The sequence below is a fragment of the Pseudoalteromonas sp. SANK 73390 genome (genome assembly GCF_054966645.1).
Map to the genome: position 1 here is coordinate 1 of NZ_ARPN01000011.1, position 13,859 is coordinate 13,859.

The following is a 13,859-nucleotide window of genomic DNA, read 5'->3' on the forward strand; positions in this document are numbered from 1 at the left end:
ATAAAGAACAACAGCCCCTAATAGGTATTCTTGGTCGTAAAACCGCCCTAAGCTAATTGATATAAAAAGTGCTCTTTTTCTATTTGCCAATCAGGTAATGTGTGCTGGTTATTCAAGCATGGACGTTTGGCAAGATGCGCTCGATGCTGTTCGTTGTTAAGCGAAATAAGCACCACACTCACACAGGCTAAGCCGGATAGATACTCACAGCAAAGTACTAAATGTGCCGTTTTTAGTTCTGTCGGGTGTGAGCGTGCAGCCATTTCATTTGCATGTTGAGCAAATTGTGTGGTTAATGCCTGCGCAAATGGGATGCAGGCTGACGAAAAGTTAATATTGAAGAGGCTTGAAAAAAGTTGGCAATGGTCTGCATTGCTAAATACCGTGTTGGGCAATGTTAAAGATTGTTCAGATAGTTTTGTGAAGTGACCAGAGCCTGCAAGTACTCGTGATAATGCAAAGTGGTTAAATATCGAATAAGGTTGATTTGTAACTGGGTTGATTGTTGTTGAAACAGCTCTCATTGCACTTGCCACAAATGCTGCACCTTGATTGAATGTACTCTGCACAGCTTCAGGAAGAGGCTGATTTGGTGGGCATACGGATGAGATTAAAATATTGCCCGTGGCATTGAAGTAGTTAAACCTAGGAACCGTGTTATTTTCACTTGATGCAGGTGCAGATTGGTTATCTGAATGCTTAAAAGGGTTAAACCAACTCAATCCGCTTCCCCATGCTTTAGTGGCGTGTATTGCTACACGCCGAACTGATAGTTAACTTGCAATTGTAAAAGTTTGCGCAGTTTGTGTAATAACATGACCGCTTTTATCTAATACTTGGATAGAAGCAGGCTGTGTGAGCGTACCGGATACGGTAAACTCAATTGCGTCAGCTGTCCAGTCGCTTGTTGCCGTGATAATCGCTTTGCTGTTAGTGCCTGTGAACCCAAGGCTACCGCCATCCGTTTGTAAGAATTGCCCCTGTAGCTTATAAGTGACGTCTTTGGCCAATGCACTTTTAGAGTCAACGACTGAGTTGTCAGTGGTGTTAATAACATCAACAATAAGGGGGGTTTTGGTCAGTAAGCCACTTAACCAGTTAACCAGCTCAAGATACTCGGGATCAGAGTTTATAGAGCTTAAGTCTCCCGCATAGTTTTTAATAAAAGTGGGTGTGACAAACATATAGGTATCTTTGTGGAGTTTCCATTTAGAGCTGATTGAAGACTCACTAAAACAAGGTCCGAGTTTAAGTTGCTGTGCATGTTGGTCACATTCAGCGTAAACAACGATTGCACTGATGCTGGGCATACCAAATAGGTATTCGCAGACAAAGACAATATTACCAACTTTGCTACTGGAGGTTTTTGAAGAACCGGATAATTTCAATCCCTCTTTACCGATTGATGAAACCATGGCCGAAGCAAAGCTCATTTCACCCGCACCCGTTGCTAAGCCCAGCAACGACTCAATCAATTCTTTACTGAAATCGGCACCAAAACTCGATGTTTCATAGTTCACATCTTCTTCTGTAACGTGAACAAATAACCCTGAGCCACTGATCACATTTTGTAGTGCTTCATAATTATATAAGGAATAGGGCTTTTTTGTTGCTGGGTTGATAGTGGTACTAATTGCGCGGGACATACCGGCAAAAAATACCGACACCTCAGAAAAAACCTTTTGCACAGATTCTGACAGCTCGTTATTGGCGTCAACCGTGCTCGACATCATGATATTGCCTGTTTCATTGAATACGTAGTACTTTTTCGCTTCAATATTATTAGGGTTATTAACTGCTGGTTTTAAAGTGGTGGTTTGATCTTGAGCTGACATTCACTTTCCTTATCGAAAAACACATAATGAGTACGAAAAGAGTATAGCTGGTTTGACGATAAGTAAATTACAGGTCGTTACAGTAGGGCGAAAAGAAAAGGTAAAGCACGCAAAGTTGCGTGCTTTTAATATGTAACCTCAGCGAGTTTGCCGAATAAAGCTATTTTGCTCACTCTCGCTTTTGAATAAAATATCAACATTAGGTTACAAGTGTGTCAGTTATAAAATGCTTCTATTTTAAAGTCCTTATTCGAACCTGAGGTTGTGAAACTCGATTGCTCTTAACAAACTAATGTTTGGATGTTCTCATGCTCATTTAATGAAATAGTTTGGGCCCGCTTAAAAAAGTTAAAATCGGTTGCAGTTGCGCTAGTATAAGCGCCCATCATCCGGGCGACGACTAAGTCACCATTAGTTAGTTTTGGTAGCATAATATTCTCAGCAACCACATCAATACTATCGCATGTTGGGCCAGCTAATACACTTGGGTAGCATAGCGTATCTTGATTGACTGTAACGATAGGGTAGTCTGCTTCATCAAACATTAAGCCACTGAACGAACCGTATATACCATCATCAAGGTAATACCACATTTTTCCTTCGCGTATGGCTTGCCCCATTACAGATGCCACACTCATCACAGCTGGTGCTACAATAAAGCGTCCAGGCTCAGCAAGCACCTGTACTGTTTGTGGTAAACTCGCTAAAGCCTCATTGATAGGCGCGCAAAATATTTCAATCGGCGTTACCTGTTTGGCATAACTAACAGGAAAACCACCACCAATATCAAGTGTACTCAGCGCGGGTAAACCAAGTTGTACTACGGTTTCCATAACTTGTTTACATGCTAAGATTGCATCTACATACTTTTGTGGGCTGCTGGTTTGCGAACCAACATGAAAAGACAACCCTTTTATACGAATACCTAATTGCTGTGCCTGAGTAATGATCTCTATGGCCATTTCAGTCGTGCAGCCAAATTTCTTTGATAAATCAGCAAAAGCCTCGGCATTTCTAAAGCTCAAACGTACTAATAGTTCAACTTGGTCTTTATAGGTAATAAATTTATCCAATTCATTTAAGTTATCAACTACAAACACCGTGCAGCCATAATTAAGTGCATCAGAAATATCACAATCACGTTTGATTGGGTGAGTATGAATGGTTTTATCTGCCGGCACACCTTGGCTTGCCACCAGCTCCACTTCTCCGCTGGTGGCCAAATCAAAACTGGCACCTTCAGCCAGTAAAGTACGTACTACCGATGCATGAGGCAATGGTTTGAGTGCAAAATGCAATGTCACATTAGGTAATGCACGTGCAAGAGCACGATATTGCTGACGAACCACTTCGCAATCTAAAAGTAGTAAAGGCGCACCAAATTGAGCGACTGACGCTTCAATAAGTTGCGTTTCTTCAGCGTTTAAAGCTGAGGATGAAAAAGCAGAAAAATCCAACGCTGAGTTAGCCATAATAGCCTCCAAAAATAGAAACAAACTTTCCAAACTGATTTTCAAATTAAGTCGAAAAGTTGAGCGTCAATAAACACGTTAATACGCAGTCAAAGTCACTCTTGGATAGTTGCTCTATCGCCTTGCCACACAAAGGGTGTGATGTACTCGGATTGGCTATCATCAAGAAGCGGGCGGATATTAAAGCTTGTTTTTAAGCGATGCAAGGTTTAATTCAAATAATTTCAAGTTAACAACTAAAACATAAAATTTACTTCACTTTTTAATTGATAAGAGCAGGTAATTACTTATAGTATGCCTGTACCTAATTTGTACTTTTAATAGGTTAATATCTTTTTGACAAGGAATTTTATGAAAACACGAAATCTAATACTCAATGTTTTACTTGGTACGATGGCTAGTTTTGCTAGTATTCAATCTCATGCTGATGATGAAAGCAAAGTTCGCTTTTCATTAGGTACGGGGGTGCCTTATTTTTTAAATGCAGAGGTTGGTAGTTACTCAAGCCAAGGTGGTTTTTATTTGCAGGTTGGACAAAGCACAGATACAGGTATTAGCGCTGGCTGGGAGCGAGTGGTTAGCGATAATCAAAAACACGCTTTTGGTGTTGCTGTTGGGGCTATGGGCATCAAAAGTAGTGATAAAGAGTTAGATTGTGACGACGATTCAACAATTATAGGTTGTGTGATAGGTTCATCATTTTCTCAAATATTTGATCGAAAAAGTATTTATGGCTTAGGTGCCAGTTATAGTTACTCTCTTAGTGGGGCTTACCAAGATGCTGGCTGGAAGCTTCGTTTGGTTGCAGGTTACGGAGAGCAGCGAGAAAGTAAAGAAAACGAGACAACCGCTTCATTAACGTTAAGGTACCAATTTTAGTATTTTCTGTGATATACGTACTTAATTGATTATCAGAATTAACAGAGGCTTATGTTGAATAAAGTGGTATTAGTTAGCGGAGCCAGCCGTGGTATTGGGGCGGCAACCGCCGTGAAGTTAGCATCAGAAGGTTATAAAGTTGCTATTAATTACAAGCAAAATCACCAAGCCGCTGAGTACGTATTAGCAAAAATTAAACTCCAAGGAGGCGATGGCGCGTTATTTCAAGCAGATATTAGCGATGAAAGTGCCGTTGTCTCTCTTTTTGCACAAATTCAACAAACGCTAGGCCCCGTGAGCCACTTGGTAAACAATGTGGGTGTGCTACAAACGCAAATGCGCGTTGAACAAATGAATGCTGAGCGTATCAACGCAATATTAATGCAAAATGTCACACCTTACTTTATCTGCGCAAGAGAGGCGATAAAGCATTTTAAAACACACCATGATCCAAAACTGTGCGCCATCGTTAACGTGTCTTCCGCTGCATCTCGATTAGGTGGTGCTAATGAGTATGTTGATTACGCAGCGTCAAAAGGTGCGATTGATAGTTTTACTACTGGCTTGTCGTTAGAGCTAGCTTCTCAAGGTATTCGTGTTAATGCCGTGCGTCCCGGGTGTATATATACCGATATTCACAAAGATGGCGGTGAGCCTGAACGAGTGGACCGCCTTGCTTCTTTGCTCCCACTTGGGCGTGGTGGCACGAGTGAGGAGGTTGCGAATGCAATTGCATGGTTGCTAAGCGAACAAGCCAGCTATGTAACAGGCAGCTTTATTGACTTGGCGGGTGGGAAGTAAGTCTCTCTTAAATTTAGAAATATCATAATATTTTATAGTAGTAACTTGTGCTGGCGAAGTGCCCATTTACATCGGTTACAAAAAATGGCATCTCGGCTGATTTTTGATAACCTAATGCTTGATAGAATAGTTCTGATTTGTCCCCGGTTTGCGTGTCGAGAAATAGTAGCTTTATGTGCTGTGTAAGAGCGTACTGTTTAACGGCTTCCATTAACTTTGTTGCTAATCCCTGTCTTTGCGCTTCTGGGTGTACTAAAAGCTTTTCTATTTCGGCTCTATGTTTACCATTTTGTTTTTGGCACGGGACGAGTTGTACGGATGCGATCAGTGTTTGCTCATTAAATAATGTAAATAGCTGACGGTTATTTTTTTGTACCTCTTGCTCGACATGCTGCCAGTACGATTTTAATAACTCTGCGTTTGCAGGTACATAAAAGCCCAAAGATGCGCCTTCATTAACACATGCTCCCAGTAACTCAACAAACTGAGATTGACATTGAGTAACCAGTTTCAGTTCGTTGAGCATAATTGAATTGCTTGTCATGAATGCTGTAATCCCTTTAGCGTTTGTTCGACATCCTGTAAATGGTTTTCTAACGCTTGCTTGGTGGCTTTTAGCATATCGGTTTGTTGTTTAGGTTTTTTTTGGGCCAGTCGTACTGCACTGTAAAGTGTACGCTTGGGAAGTGCGTATTGCTGCGCAGCTTCAGAAATAGAAAATTGTTCGCTAAGTACTTTATGAACTGCTTCTAACACGAGCGGGTGTTTACGAGATATTGAATGCATTTTTATTTCCTCACACGTTTTACTGGGTGTTGTGTATCATGAATTTGCCAAATACTGATATCTAAATGCCAGAGTAAATAAAGAGTATGATAAAAATTGGCCATAATAAGTATCTTCATTGTTGTGATTGATAATGATAGGTAGGAAGAACTGTACCAACTTTTAATTTTAAATAAATTCAATGATTTACGTTTTTATTGAATGAAAAAGTAAATGGCTTTGCACCAACATAGTGGGTTCTGAGTTGATACTGCACTAGCTGGATGCATTCACCTTAGGTAAGAGTCAAGTGTTTAAAGCGATAATGTATGAAGTTTTGTGCTATAAAAAGCTTCTTTCAAACCGGCGTAATACCTTAGGTAAAAATCTATTGCCTAATGTAATAAAGCCACCTAGGCAAACAATTACCCATACAAGTATATGACCGAATTGGCTGAAGAAGGTATTACCTGTTATCAAGTTTATATCAGCTTTTAAGACATCAGCTTTAAATTGAGCAATGCTATGCTGTTGTTTAGTTATCGGGTCATATACGCCGGTAATACCATTGTTGGTAGCACGTATTAGCGGCCGCTGTAATTCAAGTGCGCGCATGCGCGCAATTTGCATGTGTTGATGAGGACCGTGAGAATCTCCAAACCAAGCATCGTTACTGACCGTAAACAAAATATTAGATTGCTCTGTAAAGTTATCTCGAACTAACTCACTAAAAGCGATTTCAAAGCATATAGCTGGAAGTATATGTAAGCCATTGGCAATTAAATTGTTTTGAACCCTTTCTCCGCGTGAAAACGAAGACATGGCTAAATCAAACAGTGGTGCTAAAGGTCTCAAAATATCTTCAAACGGCACAAACTCACCAATGGGTAGTAGTTGATGCTTTTGATAGCGATTTGTGTGTAAATATTGGTAGTGACCTTGGGTATCATCAGGCTGCTTTTTACCAAGTACTATAAGCGTGTTATACACAGTCTTACTGTTTATTTGGTAATCGGGGATACCCGTGATGAGTGCGGTATTATTAAAAGCGGCAGCTTTATCTAACTCTTTTAAGAATGGGTTAGCAAATTCTTCAATTTCTGGAATAGCTGCTTCTGGCCAAAGCACTAAATCTACATCATGCCAATGGGGTCTCGTCATATCTCTATATTTGGACATAGTTGGCCAAAAGTGCTCAGGCTCCCAGCGTAAACTTTGTTGAATGTTACCTTGAACTAGTAAGGTTTTGATATGTTGTTCAGAGTGTTGAGGCTTGCTTACACTCATTGCTAGGCCGATTAGTGTGAAGGTAGTTATAGAAGCTGCAATAAGCGGCTTAGTACTGCTACATTGCCACGTATAATATAAACAGCAACCGACCATCACACATAATAGCGATAAACCAAATTCGCCAATAAATGGTGCCAAAGCATTGAGTGGGCTATCAGTTAAGGTATAACCAAAGCTTAACCAAGGAAAACCCGTTAATAGCGTACCTCGTAGCCATTCAAATATCGCAAATCCAACAATGAGCATGCAAATACGCTGCCACGGTTTATCAGTAAAGTAGCTCGCAAGCATAAAGGCCAGCATAGGGTAGAGGGCTAAATAGGCGCATAGCATCGCCATCAGTAGCAAGGAAATAGGCAGCGGTAGGCCACCATATTGGGCAATAGAAACATGTACCCAGCTAATGCCAAGCGCAAACCAGCCAAAGCCGAAAACAAAGCCATATTTGGCTGCCTGTTTTAGGTTAGGTGTATCGGTGGCATAGCATGCTATGGCAATAGCAATAAATACTAAAGGCCAAAGGGCAAAGGGCGCATAACTAAAAGTAAGTGAAAGGCCGGCAAAAAATGCCAGCCATAACTGCTTATCTTTAAAAGCGGATATTAGTTTACTCAGCTTCGTCGTCGCCATCTTCAGTTTTTGGAATTGTTACTTGTAGCTGAATAATACGGCGATTGTCAGAATTGGTCACTTTAAATTGCAGTGCTTCAATATCGATAGTTTCGCCACGACTAGGCATGTGGCCAAAGGCGTGCAGGATAATGCCACCGATGGTGTCAGCTTCTTGCGTATCGTAGCCTGTTTTGAAAAATTCATTAAATTCATCTAATGGTGTCAGTGCTTGCACCATAAAAGTGTGCTTTGAAAGCTGACGAATATCTTGTTGCTCTTCTTCTTCATCATGCTCGTCTTCAATCTCACCAACGATGATCTCTAAGATATCTTCAATGGTTACCAAACCTGATACACCGCCATACTCATCCACCACAATAGCCATATGGTATCGCTTTTGACGAAATTCATTTAGCAATGCATCAACACGCTTACTCTCTGGCACCACAATCGCAGGACGGAGGTATTCACGAATTGTAGGCAAACTTTCATCTTTATTGAGTATTAAGGGCAATAAATCTTTAGCTAACAAAATACCTTCTACATGGTCTTTATCTTCGCAAATCACTGGAAAGCGTGAGTGTGAAGACTCAACCATAGTCGGTAGTTGTTGCTCTAGTGATTCGTCCACATCGAGCGTGATCATCTGTGAGCGCGGGATCATGATATCGCGTACTTTAAGCTCTGAGACGCCTAACACACCTTCTATCATATCCTTTGTTTCAGGATCGATCAGATCTCGCTCCTGAGCATCAGCAATGACTTCTGCCAACTCTTCTTTGTTTTGGGGTTCCCCTTGCAGCATCTGTGTGATGCGTCCCAACCAGGTTTTGCTAGAAGAACCCTGGCTACTCTGCGAGTTATCGTCGCTCATTGTCGTGTTTTACTCCATAAAATAACAAATTGGTTATGCTGCTATTTGAGCATCAAATAGTTACAAATCGTCGCGGTAAGGATCGCTTATCCCTAACTGTGCTAAAAATTCTTTCTCTAAAGTTTCCATTTCCATGGCATCTTTTTCATTTATATGGTCAAACCCAATTAAATGCAAGCAGCCATGGATAACCATGTGAGCAAAGTGTTCATGAAAAGGTTTATCTTGGTCAATAGATTCTTGCTTCACAATATGTGGGCAAATAATTAAATCTCCCACTAGTGGCAGCTCAATACCTGGGGGAGCTTCAAATGGGAAAGACAATACATTGGTTGGTTTATTCTTACCACGGTATTGATGATTTAATTCTTGGCTTTCGTGTTCATCAGTAATACGAATCGTCAATTCACTGTTGGGCAAGTAGGGGGTAAGCGCTTTACTTGCCCAAAGCTCAAACTGTGCTTGAGAAGGTAAATCGTCAAACTCACAGACAACTTGTAAATCTAAGTCTATGCTCATTCGCCATGCTCTTTTAGTTGTTTTGCTTGCTTATAAGCTTGCTCTTTGAGTGCTTTTTCTTTGCGTTCAGCTTCTTCTTTTTTCTCATAGGCTTCAACAATACGGGCAACCACTGGATGGCGAACTACATCGTGTGATTTGAAGAAGTTGAATGATATTTCTCCTACCTCACCGAGTACTTCAATCGCATGGCGCAGCCCTGAACGTGCACCGCGAGGTAAATCAATCTGAGTGATATCACCGGTGATAACCGCTTTGGAGTTAAAACCTATTCGCGTTAAGAACATTTTCATTTGCTCTGTAGTAGTGTTTTGGCTTTCATCTAAAATAATAAATGCATCATTGAGCGTTCTACCACGCATATAAGCCAATGGCGCAACTTCAATGACGTTTTTTTCAATTAAGCGCTCTACTTTTTCAAAACCAAGCATTTCAAATAAGGCGTCATATAATGGGCGTAGATAAGGGTCTATTTTTTGTGTTAAATCACCAGGCAAGAAGCCTAGTTTTTCGCCTGCCTCAACGGCTGGACGAGTCAGTAAAATACGACGAACCTCTTGGCGCTCTAGCGCATCAACTGCTGCGGCGACTGCAAGGTAAGTTTTACCCGTACCGGCTGGACCAACTCCAAAGCAAATATCGTGCGTGAGTATATTGGCAACGTATTGGCTTTGATTTGGGTTACGAGGCTTAACTACACCACGACGTGTTTTAATGTAGACTTCTTGGTCCCATACTGCTGGTGCATCTTGTTCTAACACGTTCGCTTGTGAAATAGCCAAATGCACATTGTCAGGCTCAATTTCATTAACTTGGCCACGAACTGGCTGAGTGTCGATATACAGAGATTTTAAAATATCCATGGCGGCTTTGGTTTGCACAGGTTGCCCCGTCACTTTAAACCAATTATCGCGATGTGCGACTTCTACCCCTAAGCGGCGCTCTATTTGTTTTATGTTTTCATCAAAAGGACCACACAATGATGAAAGACGATTATTGTCGGCGGGTTCTAGGTAAAATTCTATATTTTTAAACTGACTACTCAAAATGGCTTCCTGTAATAAGTACGCCAGCAAAGGCTGGCGCAATCAATTTAGCTTATGGCGTAAAGGTGGTAACACCTAGCTCATCAGCATCGGGCTCTACTGCCGCACGATTTAGTATATCGGCTGGCGCAATATCCTTACGTAAGTTCATTTCTGATTCTGTACGAATTAATGTGCCACGTAAAGAGTTTGGTAATGCTTGTGTTATACGTACATCTACAAACTGACCGATCACTGAATGTGGACCTTCAAAGTTAACAACTCGGTTGTTCTCTGTTCGACCACGTAATTCCATAGGGTTTTTCTTCGATGGACCTTCTACAAGAATACGTTGTTCGGTATCAAACATTTTACGGCTAATGTCTTGTGCCATTTGATTGATACGGTTTTGTAGCAGATATAAGCGTTCTTTTTTCTCTTGCTCAGATACGTCATCAGGCAAGTCGGCTGCAGGTGTACCAGGGCGAGCAGAATAAATAAAGCTGAAGCTCATATCAAAGCCAATGTCATTAATTAGGTTCATTGTGGCTTCAAAATCAGCGGTAGTTTCGCCAGGGAAGCCAATAATAAAATCGGATGACATGCTCAGGTTAGGGCGAATTTTACGTAGTTTACGAATGGTAGATTTGTACTCAAGTGCGGTGTGTCCACGTTTCATTAAATTTAAGACGCGATCTGAGCCACTTTGTACGGGTAAATGCAAGTGATCAACTAACTCAGGTACATCCGCATAAGCTTCAATTATGTCAGGGGTAAACTCTACTGGATGTGATGTGGTATAACGGATACGGTCAATACCATCAATGGCAGCAACATAACGGAGCAAATCCGAGAAGTAGCAAGTTTCGCCGTCATGAGTTTCACCACGATAAGCATTTACGTTTTGGCCAAGTAGGTTAACTTCACGCACTCCTTGCTCTGCAAGTTGGGCAACTTCTAATAATACGTCATCAAGCGGACGACTTACTTCTTCGCCGCGAGTGTAAGGTACTACGCAAAAAGTACAGTATTTTGAACAGCCTTCCATAATAGAAACAAATGCGCTTGGACCTTCCGCTTTAGGCTCAGGCAAACGGTCAAATTTTTCAATTTCAGGAAATGAAATATCAATGACAGAACCTTGCTTGCTCTGAACTTGTTTGATCATCTCAGGTAAGCGGTGCAAGGTTTGTGGACCAAATACAATATCAACAAATGGCGCGCGTTGACGAATGGTATCACCTTCTTGAGATGCCACACAGCCGCCTACACCAATGACGAGATCCGGATTGTCATCTTTCAATAACTTCCAGCGACCTAATTGGTGAAATACTTTTTCTTGTGCCTTTTCACGAATCGAACAGGTATTGAGTAAGATAACGTCAGCTTTGCCGGCTTCATCTGTTAGTTGATAGCCATTGGTAGCATCTAGTAAGTCAGCCATCTTCTGAGAGTCATATTCATTCATCTGACAACCCCAGGTTTTTATATGCAACTTTTTACTCATTGAAATATTGCCTCGTTTTCAATTCGGATCTTATGCACAACGTCGCGCAATTATTAGTTTGCTATGCAATTGCAAAGCTTAAAGGACGCGTATTTTATATGACCTAAGGTCACTAGCCAAGTATAGTTTTTAACTTTAAAAAGGTGGATCAAAGCTTAGCGTATTGACGTGATTACACACGAGCAAAACAAAGTGACTTGCGATACAATTCTATTGTGAAAAATATCTTCAGGTATGTAAGGCAAAGTTTATGAAAAACAAGGTAGTGATAGTAGGTGGTGGTATGGTTGGTGCCGCCGCCGCAATAAAGCTAGCACGTCAAGGTGCACAGGTTACCGTGTTAGAAAAGCACCTTATTGATGCACAACATGAGCTCAATAGTGAGCAAGTTGATATTCGTATCTCTGCGATTAACCGCTTTTCAGAAGTGCTGTTAGAAGAGTTAGGGGCAATGCCTAAACTGCGACAATCACGTTTAGCACCTTATCAGCAACTTGAAGCCTATGAGCATCCAAATAATACACTATTATTTGATGCTGCTGATATTTCACAAACTCACCTAGGGCACTTAATTGAAAATAAATTGATTCAGGCCAGTTTGTGGGCTCAGTTTGCAGATTGTGGCGTAAAAGTAGAGCAGGTAAGCATGCCACCGAAGGCATTAGAGCAAAATTTAGATTCTATTACCCTGCATTATGACGCTCACCATTATCAGGCTGATTTACTGATAGCGGCAGACGGTGGGCGCTCAAACGTACGTAACTTAGCCAATGTTGGTGTAACTGGCTGGCAATATCATCAAGCTTGCATGGGAATATTAATTAAGTTGGATGCGCCACAACAATATAAAACGTGGCAGCAATTTAAGCCTTCAGGCCCAATTGCATTTTTACCCATGCAGGCACCTTACGCAAATTTGATCTGGTATCAAGATGCTGCCGAGCTGGCTAGTTTGGCTAGTTTGTCAAACCAACAATTGAAAGAGCAGATTTTAACGCATTTCTTTGCATTACCTGGTGACTTTACGATTGAACAAAAAGCAGTTTTTCCTTTAGCTCGACAACATGCCAATCAATACAGTCAAGGTCGCTTAGTACTCATAGGGGATGCTGCGCATACGATTAATCCTTTAGCCGGACAGGGAGTTAATCTTGGATTTAAAGATGTTGCTGCACTGGCTGAATGCTTAGATGGCTTAGATGATATAGGCAACGCTAGGGCACTTAAGGCATATGAGAATCAGCGTCGCGGTGATAATTTAGCCATGATGAGTATGATGGATGCTTGTTATTTTGGTTTTTCCAATGATTTAGCGCCGTTAAAGTTTTTGCGTAACAGTGTGTTAAAGTTGGCAGATCAAGCCGGGCCTTTAAAGCGAAAAGTACTTCAGCATGCTATGGGGTGGTGATTTATATTTCTATGAGAGCACATCAAGCGGACTTAGATCTGTTTTGTGTGAGGCTTTATCCTAAATGAGTAAACTTATACCATATATGGTATTAAACGCTGTTTATGAGTTATTTAGTTCGCTAAAAGTAGTTTTATTTTAATATAGCGAATGTATGAAACAAGTTAATTAAAGAAGATATTTGGATGATTTAAAAGTAGGGTAGAGAAGAGAAAGTTGAAAAGTTTTTTATATGATGCGTAGAGAAAGAGTTAAGCTCTTAAACTAATAAGAACTGAGACCTAATTTAGCAAATTTACTAATTCCACAAGCATGGAAAATATTTAAGTTATTGGATTCTTAACTATAGAAAGAGTGGCTGGAGTATCAGGATTTGAACCTGAGAATGGCGGGATCAAAACCCGCTGCCTTACCGCTTGGCTATACTCCAACAATATCTAAGCCTTAATTTTTTACATCTTTAAGAGATGGTGCGGAGGGAGAGACTTGAACTCTCACACCCGAAGATACTGGAACCTAAATCCAGCGCGTCTACCAATTCCGCCACCCCCGCACAGGAGGTTGTGTATATTTAGAGGAACCTAAATCCAGTGCCTAATTCGACATCCGGCCAATTCCGCTATCCTCGCACAGGAGGTTGTGCGTATTAAGTGGAACCTAAATCCAGCGTCTAATTCGACATCCGGCCAATTCCGCTATCCTCGCACAGGAGGTGTGCCTTATTAAGTGGAACCTAAATCCAGCGTCTAATTCGACATCCGGCCAATTCCGCTATCCTCGCACAGGAGATTGTGCATATCTCCTTAAAAGGAGGCTATACATAGTAGTTAAGCTACAAGCTTTGATATTACACTCTTATTGGTAGAAAGAGT

13 protein-coding genes and 2 tRNA genes are annotated in these 13,859 nt (G+C 41.1%); 3 read left to right on the forward strand and 12 right to left on the reverse strand.

The window, feature by feature from the left end:
• Positions 1-47: 47 nt before the first annotated feature.
• The 3 genes from SANK73390_RS01080 to SANK73390_RS01090 all read right to left on the reverse strand — a co-directional run bounded on the left by SANK73390_RS01080 (position 48) and on the right by SANK73390_RS01090 (position 3,307).
• Positions 48-722, reverse strand: coding sequence for a hypothetical protein (locus SANK73390_RS01080; protein ID WP_462762461.1), 675 nt, complete (start codon positions 720-722; stop codon positions 48-50).
• Positions 723-773: 51 nt separating this feature from the next.
• Positions 774-1,835: a hypothetical protein gene (locus SANK73390_RS01085; RefSeq protein ID WP_462762463.1), complete on the reverse strand. Its 1,062-nt coding sequence runs from the start codon at positions 1,833-1,835 to the stop codon at positions 774-776.
• A gap of 281 nt (positions 1,836-2,116) precedes the next feature.
• On the reverse strand, positions 2,117-3,307 hold the full coding sequence (locus SANK73390_RS01090; protein ID WP_462762464.1) for a type III PLP-dependent enzyme: 1,191 nt from the start codon (positions 3,305-3,307) through the stop codon (positions 2,117-2,119).
• Between the two features lie 351 nt (positions 3,308-3,658).
• On the opposite strand from SANK73390_RS01090, the gene SANK73390_RS01095 reads away from it, so the two are divergent.
• Complete coding sequence (locus tag SANK73390_RS01095) at positions 3,659-4,186, forward strand: hypothetical protein (protein ID WP_261592446.1); 528 nt, start codon at positions 3,659-3,661, stop codon at positions 4,184-4,186.
• A gap of 54 nt (positions 4,187-4,240) precedes the next feature.
• The gene (locus SANK73390_RS01100; RefSeq protein ID WP_462762487.1) at positions 4,241-4,987 is read left to right on the forward strand and encodes an SDR family oxidoreductase; all 747 of its coding nucleotides are present in this window, start codon (positions 4,241-4,243) and stop codon (positions 4,985-4,987) included.
• Between the two features lie 22 nt (positions 4,988-5,009).
• Here the strand turns inward: SANK73390_RS01100 and SANK73390_RS01105 are convergent, their stop codons facing one another.
• From SANK73390_RS01105 to miaB, 7 genes are all read right to left on the reverse strand, one after another.
• On the reverse strand, positions 5,010-5,513 hold the full coding sequence (locus SANK73390_RS01105) for a GNAT family N-acetyltransferase (RefSeq protein WP_462762466.1): 504 nt from the start codon (positions 5,511-5,513) through the stop codon (positions 5,010-5,012).
• 14 nt (positions 5,514-5,527) lie between these two features.
• Positions 5,528-5,773 (reverse strand): helix-turn-helix domain-containing protein, encoded by a 246-nt coding sequence (locus tag SANK73390_RS01110; protein ID WP_462762469.1) that lies wholly within the window; start codon positions 5,771-5,773, stop codon positions 5,528-5,530.
• Between the two features lie 321 nt (positions 5,774-6,094).
• On the reverse strand, positions 6,095-7,672 hold the full coding sequence (lnt, locus tag SANK73390_RS01115; RefSeq protein ID WP_462762472.1) for an apolipoprotein N-acyltransferase: 1,578 nt from the start codon (positions 7,670-7,672) through the stop codon (positions 6,095-6,097).
• Positions 7,650-8,528, reverse strand: a complete 879-nt coding sequence (corC, locus tag SANK73390_RS01120; RefSeq protein WP_462762475.1) for a CNNM family magnesium/cobalt transport protein CorC — start codon at positions 8,526-8,528, stop codon at positions 7,650-7,652. Before corC ends, lnt begins: the two co-directional genes overlap by 23 nt.
• Positions 8,529-8,588: 60 nt before the next feature.
• Entirely contained in the window at positions 8,589-9,047 is a 459-nt protein-coding gene (ybeY, locus tag SANK73390_RS01125) for an rRNA maturation RNase YbeY (protein ID WP_261592442.1), read from the reverse strand.
• Complete coding sequence (locus tag SANK73390_RS01130; RefSeq protein WP_462762479.1) at positions 9,044-10,093, reverse strand: PhoH family protein; 1,050 nt, start codon at positions 10,091-10,093, stop codon at positions 9,044-9,046. The genes ybeY and SANK73390_RS01130 overlap by 4 nt, the downstream gene beginning before the upstream one ends.
• Positions 10,094-10,145: 52 nt before the next feature.
• Positions 10,146-11,579, reverse strand: a complete 1,434-nt coding sequence (gene miaB, locus SANK73390_RS01135) for a tRNA (N6-isopentenyl adenosine(37)-C2)-methylthiotransferase MiaB (protein WP_462762482.1) — start codon at positions 11,577-11,579, stop codon at positions 10,146-10,148.
• A gap of 250 nt (positions 11,580-11,829) precedes the next feature.
• On the opposite strand from miaB, the gene SANK73390_RS01140 reads away from it, so the two are divergent.
• On the forward strand, positions 11,830-12,987 hold the full coding sequence (locus SANK73390_RS01140; protein ID WP_462762485.1) for an FAD-dependent oxidoreductase: 1,158 nt from the start codon (positions 11,830-11,832) through the stop codon (positions 12,985-12,987).
• 355 nt (positions 12,988-13,342) lie between these two features.
• On the opposite strand, the gene SANK73390_RS01145 is transcribed toward SANK73390_RS01140, so the two are convergent.
• Together SANK73390_RS01145 and SANK73390_RS01150 are read right to left on the reverse strand one after the other, a co-directional pair.
• Positions 13,343-13,417: transfer RNA gene (locus SANK73390_RS01145), tRNA-Gln, on the reverse strand.
• Between the two features lie 38 nt (positions 13,418-13,455).
• A tRNA-Leu gene (locus tag SANK73390_RS01150) sits at positions 13,456-13,540 on the reverse strand.
• Between the last annotated feature and the right edge of the window lie 319 nt (positions 13,541-13,859).

Coding starts and splice junctions, on each gene's coding strand:
- SANK73390_RS01105 (WP_462762466.1), bottom strand. CDS start 5,513: ATGCTCAACGAACTGAAACTGGTTACTCAATGTCAATCTCAGTTTGTT.
- SANK73390_RS01110 (WP_462762469.1), bottom strand. CDS start 5,773: ATGCATTCAATATCTCGTAAACACCCGCTCGTGTTAGAAGCAGTTCAT.
- SANK73390_RS01095 (WP_261592446.1), top strand. CDS start 3,659: ATGAAAACACGAAATCTAATACTCAATGTTTTACTTGGTACGATGGCT.
- SANK73390_RS01140 (WP_462762485.1), top strand. CDS start 11,830: ATGAAAAACAAGGTAGTGATAGTAGGTGGTGGTATGGTTGGTGCCGCC.
- lnt (WP_462762472.1), bottom strand. CDS start 7,672: ATGGCGACGACGAAGCTGAGTAAACTAATATCCGCTTTTAAAGATAAG.
- corC (WP_462762475.1), bottom strand. CDS start 8,528: ATGAGCGACGATAACTCGCAGAGTAGCCAGGGTTCTTCTAGCAAAACC.
- SANK73390_RS01090 (WP_462762464.1), bottom strand. CDS start 3,307: ATGGCTAACTCAGCGTTGGATTTTTCTGCTTTTTCATCCTCAGCTTTA.
- miaB (WP_462762482.1), bottom strand. CDS start 11,579: ATGAGTAAAAAGTTGCATATAAAAACCTGGGGTTGTCAGATGAATGAA.
- SANK73390_RS01085 (WP_462762463.1), bottom strand. CDS start 1,835: ATGTCAGCTCAAGATCAAACCACCACTTTAAAACCAGCAGTTAATAAC.
- ybeY (WP_261592442.1), bottom strand. CDS start 9,047: ATGAGCATAGACTTAGATTTACAAGTTGTCTGTGAGTTTGACGATTTA.